The sequence below is a fragment of the Helcococcus ovis genome (genome assembly GCF_004524775.2).
GTDB classification, from domain to species: domain Bacteria; phylum Bacillota; class Clostridia; order Tissierellales; family Peptoniphilaceae; genus Helcococcus; species Helcococcus ovis.
The window spans coordinates 1,582,905-1,600,724 of record NZ_CP119081.1 but is presented as its reverse complement, the minus strand read 5'-3'; the positions used below and the strand labels follow the sequence as shown (position 1 = coordinate 1,600,724).

At 26.5% G+C, this 17,820-nt stretch carries 15 protein-coding genes and 2 tRNA genes; 11 read left to right on the top strand and 6 right to left on the bottom strand.

Annotated features, from left to right (window positions below; all coding sequences use genetic code 11):
* The first annotated feature begins 57 nt into the window (after window positions 1–57).
* The 4 genes from EQF90_RS07540 to EQF90_RS07525 all read left to right on the top strand — a co-directional run bounded on the left by EQF90_RS07540 (window position 58) and on the right by EQF90_RS07525 (window position 4,097).
* Window positions 58–1,677 (top strand): glycoside hydrolase family 13 protein, encoded by a 1,620-nt coding sequence (locus EQF90_RS07540; protein ID WP_134710964.1) that lies wholly within the window; start codon window positions 58–60, stop codon window positions 1,675–1,677.
* A gap of 22 nt (window positions 1,678–1,699) precedes the next feature.
* Window positions 1,700–2,830 (top strand): radical SAM/SPASM domain-containing protein, encoded by a 1,131-nt coding sequence (locus EQF90_RS07535; RefSeq protein WP_134710965.1) that lies wholly within the window; start codon window positions 1,700–1,702, stop codon window positions 2,828–2,830.
* 113 nt (window positions 2,831–2,943) lie between these two features.
* Complete coding sequence (locus EQF90_RS07530) at window positions 2,944–3,528, top strand: chromate transporter (protein WP_134710966.1); 585 nt, start codon at window positions 2,944–2,946, stop codon at window positions 3,526–3,528.
* Window positions 3,528–4,097, top strand: a complete 570-nt coding sequence (locus tag EQF90_RS07525; RefSeq protein WP_134710967.1) for a chromate transporter — start codon at window positions 3,528–3,530, stop codon at window positions 4,095–4,097. The genes EQF90_RS07530 and EQF90_RS07525 overlap by 1 nt, the downstream gene beginning before the upstream one ends.
* 60 nt (window positions 4,098–4,157) lie before the next feature.
* On the opposite strand, the gene EQF90_RS07520 is transcribed toward EQF90_RS07525, so the two are convergent.
* From EQF90_RS07520 to istA, 4 genes are all read right to left on the bottom strand, one after another.
* Window positions 4,158–4,233: transfer RNA gene (locus EQF90_RS07520), tRNA-Thr, on the bottom strand.
* A gap of 8 nt (window positions 4,234–4,241) precedes the next feature.
* A tRNA-Ser gene (locus tag EQF90_RS07515) sits at window positions 4,242–4,332 on the bottom strand.
* A gap of 170 nt (window positions 4,333–4,502) precedes the next feature.
* Window positions 4,503–5,246 carry an IS21-like element helper ATPase IstB gene (istB, locus tag EQF90_RS07510; protein ID WP_134712067.1) on the bottom strand — a complete coding sequence of 248 codons (744 nt, stop codon included), beginning with the start codon at window positions 5,244–5,246 and terminating at the stop codon, window positions 4,503–4,505.
* On the bottom strand, window positions 5,236–6,525 hold the full coding sequence (istA, locus tag EQF90_RS07505) for an IS21 family transposase (RefSeq protein WP_134712068.1): 1,290 nt from the start codon (window positions 6,523–6,525) through the stop codon (window positions 5,236–5,238). Before istA ends, istB begins: the two co-directional genes overlap by 11 nt.
* 841 nt (window positions 6,526–7,366) lie before the next feature.
* On the opposite strand from istA, the gene mgtE (EQF90_RS07500) reads away from it, so the two are divergent.
* Genes mgtE (EQF90_RS07500) through EQF90_RS07470 form a run of 7 tightly spaced genes read left to right on the top strand, consistent with a single transcriptional unit; the run spans window position 7,367 to window position 15,772 of the window.
* The gene (gene mgtE / locus EQF90_RS07500; RefSeq protein ID WP_134712008.1) at window positions 7,367–8,710 is read left to right on the top strand and encodes a magnesium transporter; all 1,344 of its coding nucleotides are present in this window, start codon (window positions 7,367–7,369) and stop codon (window positions 8,708–8,710) included.
* An 8-nt stretch (window positions 8,711–8,718) separates the two neighbouring features.
* Window positions 8,719–10,059 carry a magnesium transporter gene (gene mgtE / locus EQF90_RS07495; RefSeq protein ID WP_134712007.1) on the top strand — a complete coding sequence of 447 codons (1,341 nt, stop codon included), beginning with the start codon at window positions 8,719–8,721 and terminating at the stop codon, window positions 10,057–10,059.
* A 9-nt stretch (window positions 10,060–10,068) separates the two neighbouring features.
* Window positions 10,069–11,343, top strand: coding sequence for a UDP-N-acetylglucosamine 1-carboxyvinyltransferase (gene murA / locus EQF90_RS07490; RefSeq protein ID WP_134712006.1), 1,275 nt, complete (start codon window positions 10,069–10,071; stop codon window positions 11,341–11,343).
* A gap of 1 nt (window position 11,344) precedes the next feature.
* A complete protein-coding gene (gene recD2, locus EQF90_RS07485) occupies window positions 11,345–13,561 on the top strand; it encodes an SF1B family DNA helicase RecD2 (RefSeq protein ID WP_134712005.1) in 2,217 nt (738 codons plus the stop codon).
* A complete protein-coding gene (locus EQF90_RS07480; protein WP_134712004.1) occupies window positions 13,554–14,189 on the top strand; it encodes a ComF family protein in 636 nt (211 codons plus the stop codon). Before recD2 ends, EQF90_RS07480 begins: the two co-directional genes overlap by 8 nt.
* A 2-nt stretch (window positions 14,190–14,191) precedes the next feature.
* Window positions 14,192–15,220: a threonine aldolase family protein gene (locus EQF90_RS07475; RefSeq protein ID WP_134712003.1), complete on the top strand. Its 1,029-nt coding sequence runs from the start codon at window positions 14,192–14,194 to the stop codon at window positions 15,218–15,220.
* 12 nt (window positions 15,221–15,232) lie between these two features.
* Window positions 15,233–15,772, top strand: a complete 540-nt coding sequence (locus EQF90_RS07470; protein WP_134712002.1) for a hypothetical protein — start codon at window positions 15,233–15,235, stop codon at window positions 15,770–15,772.
* A gap of 157 nt (window positions 15,773–15,929) precedes the next feature.
* Here the strand turns inward: EQF90_RS07470 and EQF90_RS07465 are convergent, their stop codons facing one another.
* Both EQF90_RS07465 and EQF90_RS07460 read right to left on the bottom strand, forming a co-directional pair.
* Entirely contained in the window at window positions 15,930–16,889 is a 960-nt protein-coding gene (locus EQF90_RS07465) for an alpha/beta hydrolase (RefSeq protein WP_134712001.1), read from the bottom strand.
* Window positions 16,886–17,767 (bottom strand): YihY/virulence factor BrkB family protein, encoded by an 882-nt coding sequence (locus EQF90_RS07460; protein ID WP_167554098.1) that lies wholly within the window; start codon window positions 17,765–17,767, stop codon window positions 16,886–16,888. The genes EQF90_RS07465 and EQF90_RS07460 overlap by 4 nt, the downstream gene beginning before the upstream one ends.
* Window positions 17,768–17,820: the final 53 nt, after the last annotated feature.

Below are 17,820 nucleotides of genomic sequence, written 5' to 3'. Positions count from 1 at the left end.
TGCAAATTTGATATAATTAATAGCATATAATAAAAGTATAAAGATATTGGAGTAAATATGAATGTTTCGGCAATTTTTCATAATCATGAATCAAATTATTCATTTGCAATGGAAAATAATAAAATAGTAATAAGGTTAAGAGTTAGTAAGTTTGATGATTTAAGGGTTTATCTAGTTTATGGTAAAAAATATGATTATCAAAATGAGCAAAATGAAATGGAAATGTATATAAAATATGAGGATCAATTTTTTGCTTATTTTGAAACTACAATAGAGGTTGAAGATAAAAGGTTTGCATATATTTTTAAGATTATTGAAAATGGTGAAACATATTATTACAGTGAAGATGGATTAAGTGAAAACTATGATTTCTTTAATAGTTTTTATAATTTTTTTCAAATACCTTATATAAATGAAGTTGATGTACATAAAGAAGTAAAATGGCTTAAAAATGCTGTTTTTTACCAAATCTTCGTAGATAGATTTTTAATGGGTGATGAAGAAAAAGACAAATCATATATTAATCTTAAATGGGGAGAAAAACCTAACCCTAAAAGTTTTGCTGGAGGAGATTTAAGAGGGATTATAGAAAAACTTGATTATATTAAGTCTTTGGGGGTTAATGTAATTTATTTAACACCAATATTTTCATCAATATCAAACCATAAATATGATATAAATGATTTTTTTGAAGTTGATAAACATTTTGGGAGCAAAAAAGTTTTAAGAGAATTAGTGGATAAGGCACATTCTTTAGGTATAAGAATAGTTTTAGATGCTGTGTTTAATCACTGTTCAGATCAATTAATGCAATTTGAAGATGTTAAGAAAAATGGATTGAAATCAAAATATCATAATTGGTTTATTATAGATGGTGATTATCCTGATATGGAAAATGTGAATTATGAGACTTTTGCTTCAGTTGTATATATGCCAAAATTTAATACGTCAAATTCAGAAGTAGCTTCATTTTTATTAAGAGTTGCAAAATATTGGACAAATGAAATTGGAATAGATGGTTGGAGACTTGATGTTTCTGATGAATTGTCACATGATTTTTGGAGACAATTTAGAAAAGAGATAAAATCTATTAATGAAGATATAGCAATAATTGGTGAATCTTGGCATAATTCATATTCTTTTTTACAAGGAGATCAATTTGATTCAATAATGAATTATGCATTTACAAAATCATGTTTAGATTATTTTGCTTGGGAAAATATAAATGTTGAGAAAATGGCAAATATGTTAAACTCAATTTTAATCAGAAATAAGACTCAGGTAAATAATATGATGTTAAATCTTTTAGATTCTCATGATACTTTAAGATTCTATACACAGGTACAAAAAGATAGTAAAAAACTATTGTCAGCTATTGCACTAATGACATTTTTCCCAGGGTCTTCAATGATTTATTACGGGACTGAAATTAAAATGGAGGGAGGATTTGACCCTGATTCAAGAAGAACTTTCAATTGGAATGAGGGGGAATGGGATAGCAAATTTATGGATGAAATAAAGACTTTATTAAATATAAAATCTGAAAATGAATTGCTGAAAAATGGAGATGTTAAGATATATTCTAAAGATAAAACTTTATTTGTTGAAAGGTATATTGATAACTTTAAAATTACTTTGAAAATTAATGAAAACTTTGAATTTAAAATAGATTTTTAATATTTAAAATGAAGGAATCATAATGAAGAAAATATCAATACTGGTTAAACCGGCATCATCATTTTGTAATATGAGATGTAAATATTGTTTTTATTCGAATGTTTCATCACTTCGAGAAGTAAGAACATTTGGTAATATGACGAAAGAAACAACAGAAAAGATGATAGAAAATATATATAAAGATTTAGATGATGGAGATGAATTGAATATGGCATTTCAAGGAGGAGAGCCTACTATGGCGGGATTGCCATATTTTGAACATTTAATAGTATGTATCAATAATCAAATCAAAGATGTAAGAGTAAATTTTGCTATTCAAACAAATGGTATGCTTATAAATGAAAAATGGTGTGAATTTTTAAAAAAATATAATTTTCTTGTAGGATTATCAATAGATGCTGAAAAAAAATATCATGACTCAAATCGTTTAGATATTTGTAAAAACGGGACTTATAATAAAGTGATAAATACAAAAAAACTATTTGATAAATATGAAATAGAATACAATGTTTTAATAGTATTAACTGAACAATTATCACACTGTGGAAAAGAAGTATTTGATTTTTTATTGGAAAATAAAATAAAATATGTTCAATTTATTCCTTGTTTAGACAAACTTTACATAAATCCGGATGAAGAAAGAAGTGAATATGCCTTAACACCTCAAGGATTTTATAGATTTTATTCTGAGCTTTTACCATTATGGTTAAATGAATTAAAAAATAAAAATTATATATCAATAAAATATTTCGATGACATATTTAATTTAGTTGTAAAAAGACAAGTTACAGCTTGTGGAGTAGTGGGATTTTGTCGAGTTCAATTTGTAATTGAAGGCGATGGAAGTGTATATCCTTGTGATTTCTTTGCACTTGATGAATATCGAATGGGATATATACAAGAAATGGGAATAAAAGAGATGTTTTATCAAAAATCTGCTCAAATATTCTTAAACAGCAGAAAACCGATTAATTTACCATTAAAATGTAAAAATTGTAAATATTACAATATTTGTAGGGGAGGTTGTAAGAGAATGAGAGATGCCCAATACGTTGATAATACTTTTGATTTTTGTGGTCATCAATCTTTCTTGGATGAGTTTATACCCAAGATTAATGATATAATAAAGATTACAAGAGAGTATGTTTCTTAAAAGTTTTAATTTATGTATATGTAAATAATATTTTTATTCACCAATTTTATTATAAATAGATTATAATAGTATTATATTGGTTTTAGGTAAAGTAAATTACATAAGGAGTTGAAATGAATCAAAAGAAAACCACGATTAGTATTGCCAAGATGTTTATGATTTTTTTGAAAATAGCATCATTTACATTTGGTGGAGGATATACAATTGTTCCTGTTATGAAGGATGAATTTTCAGTAAAAAGAAAATTAATTGATGAAAAAGAAATGCTGGATATAGTTTCTATTTCTACTTCCGGTCCCGGACCTATGGCGATAAATTGTGCTATTATTACCGGATATAGATTGCATGGTGTTTTTGGAGCAATTATGGCTGCTATTTCTTCAGCAATTCCATCTTTGGTTATTATTACAATAATTTCATATTTTTATAAAGAATTTTCTGAAAATTATTATGTGAAGGCTGCTTTAACAGGGATGGGGGGTGCTATTGCAGGGGTACTTTTAATTACTTCATATGATATGGCAAAGCAAGCTCTAAAAACTCATACTTTTGTAAGTGCTTTTATTATTATCTGTACATTTGTTGCAAGTTATGTAGTAAGTGTAAATACAGGGATAATAATTTTAGTTACTGCAATTTTTGGGCTATTTGTGTATTCTTTAATAAAAGATGAAGAAAAATCTAAGGGAGTAAGATAATGTTAGTAATTTTTACCTTATTTATAACATTCCTTCAAATTGGTGTATTTGCGTTTGGTGGAGGTTATGCAATTTTGCCGTTTATTCAAGAATTAGTTGTAAATAAACATAGTTGGTTGACTTTACGAGAAATGACTGATGTAGTTACCATTTCTCAAATGACACCGGGTCCTATAGCATTAAATGGGGCAACATTTGTCGGTACGAAGGTAGCCGGGTTAATGGGTTCAATCGTAGCAACTACAGCAATTATACTACCTCAGCTTATTATTATGATAATTTTAGCTAAATTATATTTTTCGGATAAAGAAATGGAATTTATGAATAAAATTATTAAAGCATTAAGACCGGCAGTTGCGGGACTGATTTTTATCGCAACAATACAAATGATAAAGGGTTCTGTGTTTAATGGATTAATATTTAAATTTGAAAATATATCGTATGTAGCACTAATAACGTTTTTTGTGGGATTTTTTTTATACATAAAAAAAATAGGAATGATAAAATTAATTTCTATCGGTGCAGTTTTAGGAGTTATATTTACCGTTATTTTTGATAAAATAATGTAAAAATCAGGCAGATTCAAAACAACACTTTTAATTGTTTTGAATCTGCCTGTTTTTTTATATTGGTGCTGGAAACAGGAGTCGAACCCGCAACCCACTGATTACGATTCAGTAGCTCTACCAATTGAGCCATTCCAGCATATTAAATGGCGGAAAGGATGGGATTTGAACCCATGTGAGCTGTAACACTCTAACGGTTTTCGAGGCCGCCCCGTTATGACCACTTCGGTACCTTTCCACTTACAAAAAATATTATACCATTTATATCAAATTATTAAAAGGAAAAAATAAAACTATAAATGGACGGAGAATTTATCGACTTTTAGTACATTTGAAATATAATTACTGAAAGAATTTTGTTAATGTCAACATAAAAATGTACAAAATTGATTATATAAGAATGTACACTTATTCCTCCTTCATATATTCTTTAAGTCTGTATGAATTTCCAGTTATAGATACGACTGTTGCGTGGTGTAACAGTCTATCTATAATTGCTGAAGCTATTTTCTCATCATAAAATAGCTTTGACCATTCATTAAAGTTTAAATTTGTAGTTATTATCGTACTTTTCTTTTCATATCTTTTATCAATAAGTTGAAATAACAATCTTTCATCGCCATCATTTAGCGGTAAATAGCCCATTTCGTCAATTATTAATAATCTATATCCTGTGTAATGTTTTATTCGTTGTTCTAGCTTATTTTCTAACTTTGCTCGTTTTAAGTTTTCTATTAAATCATGACATTTAATGAAATATGTGCTTATTCGTTTTTTAGCACTTTCTATTCCTATCGATGTTGCTAAATGAGTTTTTCCAACTCCACTATTTCCAAGAAATATTATATTTTCATTCTTTTCTAAAAATTTTAATGAACAAAGCATTTTTATTTGATTTTCATTTATTTCTTGATTAAAACTAAAATCAAAGTCATTTATTGTTTTTATATGTGGAAAACTAGCCACTTTTATCATTTGATTTGCTGCAACATATTTTTTATTTTCAACTTCATAATCAGTTAACTTTAACAATCCATCAATTAATGATATATTTGGTTGATTTAATTCATTTTCTAAATAAATTAACATTTGTTTTAAATTCAAATATTCTAAATTTGAAACTAATCTTTCATAATTGATACTATTTTCCATAATTTCCTCCAATTTTACTTAAATTTTCATTTACTAAAATTTGAACTTTTTTCTCATCATAACTAGGTAAATTATTCTTGAAAATTTCTAGATAATGGCTTTTATGATAGTTTAATTTATTTTTAGAAATATTGTGAACTGTTATTACTTTTGTGTTATCATATATGTGTAGTTTATTATCTTTAACTATTAAATTAACTCTTTTATTTTTATATTCTGGTGGTAGAGAATATTGATTACTTTTGTATGAAATCATACAACTAGAGTTAACTTTAAGAATTGTTGAAGATATTTTGTAAAGATTTCTTAGTGATTCATTTGGTAATGGCATTAAGGAATCTTTTTCAATTTCTAACAAACTTAATGGTATATTATTTGTGCCTTGATGAATATTTAAGTTTACTCTATTATTAATTTTTTCTACTAATTTTAATAATTGTTCATAATTAATTTTTGTTTGATAAGCATAAATTTCTTCAAGTATTTTCATACTTGATTCAACTTTGCCTTTAGTTTGAGGTCTTCTAGCCATACATGGTTTTAAGCTTATATTAAAATCATTTAAGAATTGATTAAATTTATTATTAATTTTTCCATCAGAATCCTTAGTTCTTGGTTCATCCATAATTGTTTTCATATTATCTGATAAAATTGTTTTTGGAACCCCTTGTATTAATTCAAAAGATCTTGTTAAAAAGTCTAAAACCACATCTTGCTTTTTATCTAAAGATACATGAAAAATTCTATATCTAGAGTATGAAAGTTGAAATACAAAAATATTTAATTTAATTATTTCACAATCACTAGTGATAAAGGTCATATCTTCTTTCCAATCAATTTGAGCTTGTTCACCTGGAGAAGTTTCAAATCTAATTTTTGCACCATCTTTATATTTTTTCTTAGAAAAATATTTTTGGAATTTATCATTGTTTAATATATATCTTCTAAAACTTGATTCGCTTACATTTAAGTTATGATTTTCTTTCAAATATCTGTAAAGTATTGATTTAGAGTAAAATCTTTGAATTGAATTTTCATCTAAAAGTTCTTCGATTATATTCTTAAAATTGTCTATTTTTGAAGATTTATTTCTAGTTTTTTTCTTTTCATATCCTTCGTAATATTTTTTTATTGTTCTTCTATCCACATTTAGTTCATTAGCTAATTGTGAGTAATTAACTTTTAAGTTGTTTGCATCCATAATTGTTTTTAATGTTGATAAGTCTTCTAAATTTTTAATTTCAAAATTTATATTATTTAGAATTAATGAATATTTCATATATGTCTCCTAATATTTAATATTCATTTATTTTATCAAATTGTACATTTTTATTTAATCGTTTTTGTACATTGTTATATTAGCATTTACAAGAATTTTAATAATTTATGGAATTAGAGTGGTAATTGTGAATAATAAAATTAAATTAGAATTTGTAAATTATAGCATGTTTATCCACTATATTAATCATTCCTTTTATCTACTTACAAATTATGTATTACATGTGGTGATTTTAAATAATAGAACCATTTTTCGGCTATCATTATTCGATTATTAACATTTACAAGTAGGCAATTTCACATACTTTTTTTATATTACATTCTCCTTTGCTTCATTACTGTTCTTATAAGTTTTTTTATCATTAGAGTTTATTACATTTGACTGTATAATTTTTGGTATGGCCATTTAATATATACTGTCAAAATGTAATTTTATGTGTCCGGCTTATAGGTAGTAGTTTAAACCTTTTTTACCTGTAATATAAAAAAATTATTATAATACATGATTTTTAAAAAAATTTACCTGTATATCATTAAAAAATTAAAATTACATGTTTTTAGTTAGCTTTATTAGAAATAAGTCATAAAATATACATCATATCACCAAGGACATCATATCACCATTTATTTAATATATGAAAAAATAGATGAAAATTTTTTGCCTATTTTTTTAAAAATTTAAAAAGTCTAGTAAATATGTAAGCATAAGGTATATGGAGTGGTCAAGCCTTAAAAGTAGTGCTAAATCATAAACACGGGAAATATTTTTTGCAAAAACTTAATAAATGAATTTTTTTAATTGATATGGTATTATTAATATAGCAAATGTTGTGGAGTTTTTTATGAATGAAGAAAATAGAATTGAATTATTGAAGTTGCTGGAAACCAATAATTATAGAGAATTAAAAAACAATTTAATAAAATATAACGAAGTTGATATTGCTGAATTTTTACAAGAGATAGATAAATTAGAGGCTTTGGCGATATTTAGATTGTTGCCGGAAGCTATTGCGATTGAAACTTTTTCATATTTAGAATCTGATGTTCAAGAACAATTTATTTCTGCTATGACAAGTTATGAAACTGTAGAATTGGTTGACAAGTTGTATATTGACGATATGGTTGATTTGCTTGAAGAAATGCCTAATAGTATTGTTAACAAGATTATGCGAAATCTTAAAGGAGAAAAAAGAAATTTAATTAATGAGTATTTAAATTATCCTAAAGATTCTGCAGGATCCATAATGACATCAGCATTTTTTTCTGTTAATGAAAATAGAACTATTGAAGATATTTTGAAAAAAATGAGAAAGTTGGACTTGTTAGATGAAACTTTCTATACATTATATATTACTGATAATAACAATGTGTTAAAGGGATATGTTGAAATTAGAGAAATGTTGATCAATCAACCTGATACAAAGATTAGTGATATATTAAACGAAAATGTTGTATATGTTGAAACTACAGAGGATAAAGAGGAAGTTGCAAAGCTTATTGATAAGTATGAATTTTTGACAATTCCTGTAGTAGATAAAGAGAAAAAACTGGTAGGGGTAGTAACATTTGATGATGCTATTCAAGTTTTAAATGAAGAAACTGAGGAAGATTTTTCAAAGATGGCGGCTATTACACCAAATGAAAATAAGTATTTGGATACATCTATTTTTGAGTTGTCCAAGATGAGATTTTTATGGCTTTTATTACTTATGATGTCATCTACTTTATCACAATTTGTTATTAATAGTTTTAATGATGTAATTACAGCATTAACTGGACTTGTTGCATTTATGCCTATGCTTACAGATTCAGCGGGTAATGCAGGCTCACAATCATCTACGACTATTATTCGTGGTTTATCCATAGGAGAAATAGAATTGAGCGATACGCCAAAAATTTTAGCAAAAGAATTTATGATTGCTTTAGTAGTTGGCTTTGGATTAGCAGCTATTAATTTTGTAAGAATAATTTTATTTGGTGGAGTTAGTACAACAATGGCATTTTCAGTATCATTGTCGCTATTAATTACAATAATTTTTTCAAAATTAATAGGTGCATTGCTTCCGGTTGGAGCAACATTATTAAAATGGGATCCAACAATTATGGCGGCTCCATTATTAACTACAATAGTTGACTCTATGTCATTATTTGTTTATTTTACAATTGCAAAATTATTATTACTTTAGGGGGATTTATGGAAAAGGAAAATAGAGAATTTTTATTAGATCTTCTTAAGGAAAAAAATGTTAGAAAACTTAGAGAAGAATTACTTAAATATAATGAGGCTGATATCGCTGAATTTATAGAAGAAATTGATGAAGTTCAGACATTGGCTGTATTTAGAATTTTACCAAAAGATATTGCATCAGAAGTATTTGCATATTTTGATTCTGATATGAAATTGCATTTATTAAACTTGATGACTAACACGGAGTTGACAGAGATAGTTGACGATTTGTATATTGATGATTTTGTTGATATGTTGGAAGAGTTACCGGCAAATATTGTAAAAAGAGTCATGAAGGATATTAATCCTGAAAAGAGAAATATCATCAATCAATATTTACAATATCCTGAAGAATCTGCAGGTTCTATAATGACTGCTGAGTTTATAGATATAAAGAAAAATATGACGGTTGGACAAACTTTAGAACATATTAGAAAAGTAGGAATGAAGAGTGAAACAGTTTATACTTTATATATAACAGATGCAAGTAGGAAGCTTGAAGGATATTTGTCCATAAGGACTATATTAAAAAATGACGAAAGCGTTGTAGTTGAAACTCTTATGGAAGAAGATGTAATTTATGCAAATACATTTGATGATCAGGAAGATATTGCTAAGTTATTTAAGAAATACGGATTTTTAGCTATTCCTGTTGTTGATAATGAAAAGAGATTGGTAGGGGTAGTAACATTCGATGATGCTGTTGATGTTATGAAAGAGGAAAGTACTGAAGACTTTGAGCTTATGGCAGCTATGACACCATCAGAAAAACCATATTTAAAGTCATCTGTATTAGAAATTGCAAAAAATAGATTTGTTTGGCTTATAATCTTATTACTTACAGCTACAATTACTGGTTCAATAATTAGTAAATATGAGGAAATACTTACAGCTGTTACAGGGGTTATAGCGTTTTTACCTATGATTATCGGTACAGGAGGAAATGCAGGTTCTCAATCTTCTACAATAGTTATTCGTGGACTTTCAGTAGGAGAAATTGAATTATGTGATTATCACAGAGTTTTTTTAAAAGAATTGGGGGTATCATTAGTAGTAGGTGTAGGTCTATCATTATTTAATTATTTTAGAATAATAGTTTTTGGCGGAAGTAAAGAAATTGCATTAACAGTATCTTTAACACTTGTATTTACAATACTTATAGCAAAATCTGTAGGTGGTTTGTTGCCAATTATAGCTCAAAAGCTTAATATGGATCCTGCTGTGATGGCTGCACCACTTATTACTACAATAGTTGATACACTTTCATTAATTATTTATGTAATTTTTGTAAGTTTAATTTTAATTTAGGAGAATTTGATGAAAGAATTTATAAAAGTTAAACCAAATGGTCCTTTAAGGGGAGAAGTTGTAATTGAAGGCGCAAAAAATTCTGGTTTAAAATTATTGGCGGCTACGTTACTGACAAAAGAAGAAGTTGTAATTAATAATTTACCAATGTTAAGAGATGTAAAAGTAATGTTGGATTTATTAAAATATTTAGGTTCTAAAATAGAACAATTAGATGAAAAGACTTATAAAATTAAAAATGATGAAATTTCAGATTACATAACACCTTACGAGTTAATGAATAAGATGAGAGCTTCTTTTGTTGTTACAGGTCCTCTTTTATCAAGATTTGGACGATCTGTGACATATATGCCGGGAGGATGTAGCATTGGAGCTAGACCTGTTGATTTACATTTAAAAGGATTTAAGGCATTGGGGGCTGATATTCATATGGGAATAGATGCAATAGATGTAAATGCTAAAAATGGATTAAAGGGAAATTATGTATATCTTGATTTTCCATCAGTTGGTGCTACGGAAAATATTTTGATGGCAGCGATTTTAGCAGATGGAGTAACTACTATTGATAATGCTGCTCAAGAGCCTGAAATTACCGATTTAGCAAATTTTTTAAATAAATTAGGAGCTAAAGTTATAGGTGCTGGTACAAGGACGATTAAAATTACTGGAGTAAAAGAATTAAAAGGTGGCGAACATTCAGTTATGCCGGACAGAATTGAAGCTGCAACATATATGATTGCAGCAGCTATGACGAGAGGAAATATACTAGTTAAAAATGTTGTTGCTTCGCATTTGGTACCAATAATTGCTAAATTAAGAGAAATAGGGTGTACTGTTGAAATTAATGAAGACGAAGATGAAATCAGAGTTATAGGGACAGATAAATTACAGGCAACTGATATTAAAACATTGCCATATCCAGGATTACCAACAGATGTTCAATCACAATTTATGACGTTGTTAACTATTTCAGAAGGAGATTCATTAGTTAAAGAAACTGTTTTTGAAAATAGATTTATGCATGTTTCTGAATTACAAAAGATGAAAGCTTTGATTATAACAGAAGGTAATGAAGCTAGGATTAAAGGGGTAAATAAGTTGCAGGCAGCAGAAGTTAGAGCCACAGATTTAAGAGCCGGGGCATCTTGTGTATTAGCAGGCTTAGTTGCAGAAGGTGAAACAAGAGTTTATGATGTTTATCACATATATAGAGGATACTATAATTTTGTAGAAAAATTAAGAAAGTTAGGGGCGGATATTGAGTCAATAACAATCGAGGACTAAAATGATACAAATAAATGGAACGGTTATTGATATTATCTATAGAAATGAAGAAAATTTATATAGTGTATTTAGACTAGAAACTGATGATGGTGATATAACAGCAGTAGGCAAAATTTTAGATTTAAATGTTGGAGACATCTTAAAGTTAGATGGAGATATAGTTTATCATCAAAGTTATGGAGAACAAGTTCAAATAAAATGTTATGAAAAAATTATACCAAGTTCTATATCTCAAATTGAGAGATATCTGAGCTCAGGTATAATTTCTCATATAAAGAAAAAAAGAGCTAAAGAGATAGTTAAGTTATTTGGAGAAGACACTATAAGAGTTTTGACCGAAGAACCTGAAAAATTGTTAAATATTAATGGCATAGGTAAAAAAACTGTTGAAAAAATACATGAAAGTATAATTAATCTTCAGGATAGTAGACAAGTATCAATGTATTTACAAAAATTTAATATGGGAAATAAGCTTGTTTCTAGCATTTATGCAAAATATAAAAATCATACTATTGAAGTTATTGAAAATAATCCGTATCAACTTGTAGAGGATATAAAAGGCATAGGGTTTCCTACAGCTGATAAGATTGCACGTATGATTGGAATAAAATTTGATTCTGAATTTAGGATAAGATCAGGTATTGTTTATGTGTTAAATGTATCAGCCAATAGGGATGGTAATTGTTATTTAGAATATGATATTCTTATTTCTTATGCTGTAAAATTATTGAGTTTAGATAAAAATTTAGTTGAAAATCAAATTCCATATTTAATAATATCGGATATTGTAAAAAAAGTTTCGATTGATGGTAAAACTTTAATATATAGTAGTTATATTTATGATTTGGAAATAGATATTACGAATAGATTGATAAATATTTTATATACTAAAAATATTTTAAAAGAAATTGATATAAAAAAAGAAATTGGTTATATTGAAAAATTAGAAAATATCTCATATTCTGAAATGCAGAAAAAAGCTATTTCTACAGCTATTATTGAAAAATTATTAATAATTACAGGTGGACCGGGTACAGGTAAAACTACGATTATTAAAGCTATTATTTCTATAGTAAAAAATTTAAAAATGAAATATGTTTTATGTGCTCCTACAGGGAGAGCTGCAAAGAGGATGGAAGAATCTACAGGAAATTCAGCATTTACTATTCATAGAATGTTGGGATATAAGTCTTTTGATGAAGATTTAATTTTAGAATATAACGAATCAAATCCTTTAGACTATGATGTTATAATTGTTGATGAAGTTTCAATGGTTGATATTTATTTGATGGATAATTTATTAAAAGCGGTAAAAGATGATTCAATTATTATTTTTGTAGGGGATGCGGATCAGCTTCCAAGTGTTGGACCAGGAAATATTTTAAATGATATGATTGATTCGGAAGTTATTCCTACTATCAAGTTGGATACTATTTTTAGACAGGGCGAAGATTCAAATATTGTAAAAAATGCTCATTTAATAAATAGAGGGGAAAAGCCAATATTAAATGAAGAAAATAAAGACTTCTTTTTTGTCAATACAAAAAATGATTTTGAAACATTAAATACAGTTGTAGATTTAGTTGTAAATAGGCTTCCAAATCACTATAATGTAAACCCGTTGACAGATATTCAAGTTTTAACACCTACTAGAAAAGGTATTTGTGGGGTTGATTCCATTAATAGAGAATTGCAGATGAAACTTAATGCACCACAATTTAATAAATCGGAAATTAAATTTTCAGACTTTATTTTTAGAGAAAATGATAAAATAATGCAAATTAAAAATAATTATGATATTGAATTGAAGGATAAGAATTTGAATATTACAAAAGGTTTGTATAATGGGGATATGGGATTCATTCGAAATATATTTTTGGATAATAATACTATGGAAGCTAATTATGATGATAAGATTGTAACATATACAAGCAAAGAATTTAGTGAAATTGTTTTGGCATATACAGCGACTATACATAAATCTCAAGGATCAGAATTTCCTATTGTAGTAATACCTATGGCTACATCTCCATATATGCTGCTTACAAGAAATATTTTATATACGGGCATAACTAGAGGTAAAAGTTTGGTGGTAATTGTTGGAAACCAAGAAATTATGAATAAAATGATTGAGAATTCTTACAAAAAACCTAGAAATTCATCTCTTAATTATAGTTTAAGAAATGCAAAATTAAAAATTGAGGAATTTTATGCTTAATTATTTATTCTATTCAACTGAATATTGCTATTTTTGTAAAGAAAATAAATCCAATTCATATATTTGTGATGAATGCATGGAAAGATTAGAATTTATTCTTGGAAATAGATATATTGATAATTCAAGATGTTTATACCCGTTATTTTATAATAATTATATAAAAGGAATTATTAAAAGGTTTAAATATAATAGTGATACATATTTAGTAAAACCTTTATCTGAAATTTTAATTAATTTTTACAAAGAAAATAGATTAGAGTTTGATTATGTATCATATATTCCTATGTATAAAAAAGATGAGTTTGATAGAGGGTATAATCAATCAAAATTATTAGCACAAGAATTTTCTAAACAAACAGGCATAAAATTAATAGATATTTTAGAAAAAGTGAATTCTACAAAGCATCAAAACAAATTAAGCAGAAAAGATAGATTTACAAATTTATCTAATAGTTTTAAGATAATAGATGGTTTAGAAATAAATAACAGAAAAATATTAATAATTGATGATGTTGTAACTACTGGTTCAACGTTTAAGGCAGTTTCAAGTGAAATATTAAATGAATATGATGTTGATATAACATTTTTTGCTGTCGCATCTAGTAAAACAGAAAATGAGGATAATTAAAAATGATAAGTTTTTTAAATGACTATAACGAAGTTTCTCATCCTAAAATTTTGGATGAATTACAAAAATATCAAAATGAAAAGTTTGAGGGATATTCCAAAGATGAGTTGGTTCAAGAAGCTATTTCAAATATAAAAGATAACTTACAAAATCATGATGTTGAAATACATTTTCTGCATGGTGGGACAATCGCCAACGTTATTGGATTAATGATGACTATGCAGAGACATGAAAGTGTAATTTCGGTCGATACAGGGCATATTGTAAATACTGAAAATGCTTCTATAGAAGCTATTGGACATCAAATTGTTTTAGTGAAAGAAAAAAATGGGAAAATGACAGTTGAGGAAATAGAAAAGGCATTAAATTCTCATTCATATGAATATAATTCTAAGCCTAAGGTGGTATATATTTCAAATGCTACTGAATTGGGAACTGTTTATAAAAGGGACGAATTAAAAAAATTATATGAATATTGTAAATCACGAAATTTGTATCTTTTTATGGATGGTGCCAGAATAGCAAATGCAATTATGTCAAAACATTCGGATTTAGAGTTTTCTGATTTACCAAAATATCTTGATGTATTTACAATAGGTGGAACTAAAAATGGATTTATGTTTGGTGAAGCAGTAGTTTTTGTTAATGAAGAATTAAAAAATATTTATGCTAGAATGGTAATAAAACAAAGAGGTGCATTGTTAGCTAAAGGATTTTTATATGGAATTCAATTTAAGACAATGTTTGAAAATGGATTATTTTTTAAAATTGCAAAGAATGCTGTAGATATGGCTCAAAAGTTAGTATATGTTTTTGAAAAATATAATATTTCTACTGTTTATAATACAGAAGCAAATTTAGTTTTTGTAGAATTAGATAATCAAATACATGATAAATTGTCAGAAAAATTTATGTATCAATATGATGCAATAGATGAAAATAAAGGTTTATGTAGGTTTGTAACAACATGGAATACAAATGAATCTGAAATTGTAGAATTGGATAGAGTTTTAGAGAAGATAATTTACTAAATGGAGGTAAATTTGAATAAAAATATATTTATAATTTTAGCTTGTTTTTCAATATTAATATTATCTTCTTGCACAAGATTTGAAGATAAAAAAGTAGAAACAAAAAAAGAAGTTAAAGTGATAAAAGAAAAAGTTTCCTATTTGTGGGTTAATAAGGATAAAAAAGTATTGGATAAAGATATAAAGAAAAAATCAATACAAGTAGTGAATTCTGCATTAAAGGAAATCTTTGAATTAAAATCTAAAGATAAGCTTTATGAAGAAGAAATAAAAGTATTACCATCCAATATAAGAACGCTTGCGATAGCTACATTTAATACATTTTCAACAGGATTTACAATGACTGGAGAAAAAGGTGTTGAAACATTAAATGAAAAAAATATTGATGAAATTAAGTATATAGATGAAAATAGTTTTTTAATGGATTTGCATTTTAAATATAAAACGCAGGATAATTATGGAAAAGTAATAAACGTAAATGATGGAGATTTAAAGGTTAAATTTGGATTTAAGAATAATACACTTACAATAGAATCATTTATATTTGATTAATTATTTTTTTGTAAAGGAAATGTTGCAAAATAGACAAGAGATTATAACTTGTAAAAATTTTAATAAAATACATATAGAAGCTCTAGATTTAAATATCTAGGGCTTCTATATTAATATAAACAGTATTATCTCATTTTTTATAACCTAACATTTACTATTAATTTTTTTTAATAAATTCAAAAACTTTATCCCAATATTCCTTATTCGAAATGTATATTGATTTAGTATGTCCGGCACCTTTGGAAACTAATTTATCTTTTACACCATTAGTTTTAGCTTCGAAAAGTTTATTCATCATTTCAAATGGAACAAAATCATCTTTATCGCCGTGAATAAATAATATAGGTTTTGTTGATTTTTTTACTGCATCAATAGGAGATGCATCACTAAATTTGTAACCTGCCATTATTCTTGAAAAGATATTAGATGTGTACATTAGTGGGAACTCCGGTAATTTAAATCTAAGTTTTAATTCTGAAGAAAATATATCCCAAGCATTGGTATATCCTGAATCTTCAATAAATAATTTTACTTGATGTGGAGTTTTTTCTCCTGCAACCATCATCGTAGTAGCAGCTCCCATTGACATGCCGTGAATTATTATTTCAGCATTTGGATCTTTTTTTATTATCCAATCTATCCATAATAAAATATCATTTTTTTCCAATAATCCCATCCCAACATAATTTCCTTCTGAATTTCCTGAAGCTCTTAAATCGGGATTTAGTATATTATAACCATTTTCAAAATAATTTTGTGCATAATCATAATTATGTTTGTGGTTTGTTCTATAACCATGTAATAAAATAACCCATTTATTTGTGGTATTTTCAAAATAGTAACCTTTTAATTTAAGATTATCATTTGATTTGATTTCCGTATCTTTTTCTATATTCGCATTTAAAAATATTTTTGTACGTTCCTTTTGAAGTTTGTAGTTTTTATTATTATTAATTGAAACTATGTTAGTTTTTACTTTTCTATTTTTCCCATCTCCCTTTTTTGCAAGGGCATAATTTACGAGAAATGCCGATGCAACTCCTAGTAAAATTAATGATATTATCAATATTGATAATGCAAATAATTTTAATTTAAATTTTATATTTTTCTTTTTCATTTACTTTTATCCTCTAAATATTTAATATTTTTCTTATCTATAATAACATCTTTATAAGTTTTAATAAAGACTGCACCATAAATAATTATTTGACAAATTCCTAGTAACCATACTAAAGCGACTAAGATACTACCAAGTGATCCATAATAGCTGGGAGATCTTTGTAAAGTATCATTTGTAAATTTATAAAAAAATGTTATTAAAGCTATGCCTATAGTAGCAATTATAGAACCAATTAAGGATAGCTTAAACGAAATTCTTTTCCCTTTTTCAAAAGATGGGGCATATCTATAGAAAAATACAAATAGAATTGTAGAAATTATCATAGGCATTAAATTTCCAATTCCGTCAATTAAGTATGCAGAAATCTTGTCAATTATAATTATATTATTAGTAAAATTTTTTACAAGTGAAAGAATTTTTTCATTATATACAGAAAACAGTAAAAGAGATCCTATTACAATCATAAAACCAATTGTATAAAATATAGAAAAAATAACTTCATAATATGGAATTTTACCTTTAGTGTTCACATCAAATATTTTATTAAGAGATCGCACTAGTCCTAAAAATCCTCTTGATCCTAACCATATGGAAGAACCAATTGCAATCAATGAAAGTGATGATGATTGCCCGTTAAAAATACTTTTTACAATTGGCATAAAAATTTTATTTACATCATTTGGTAGGCTTTTCATTAGATTATATATAAATGATTCAAAATTTGGTGTAACATATATTAAAACCTGAGAAAGAAAAGCTAATAGAGGTATAAAAGATAAAAGTAAATAATATGCCAAAAATGAAGAGGCAAAATCTGATTCACTTACAGTTAATAGCTTTATAAAGTACATTACAAAGTTTTTAATTTTTTTCATAATTAATCCTTTCATAATATTAATTTAATAAAAATATGTATAATATATTATAT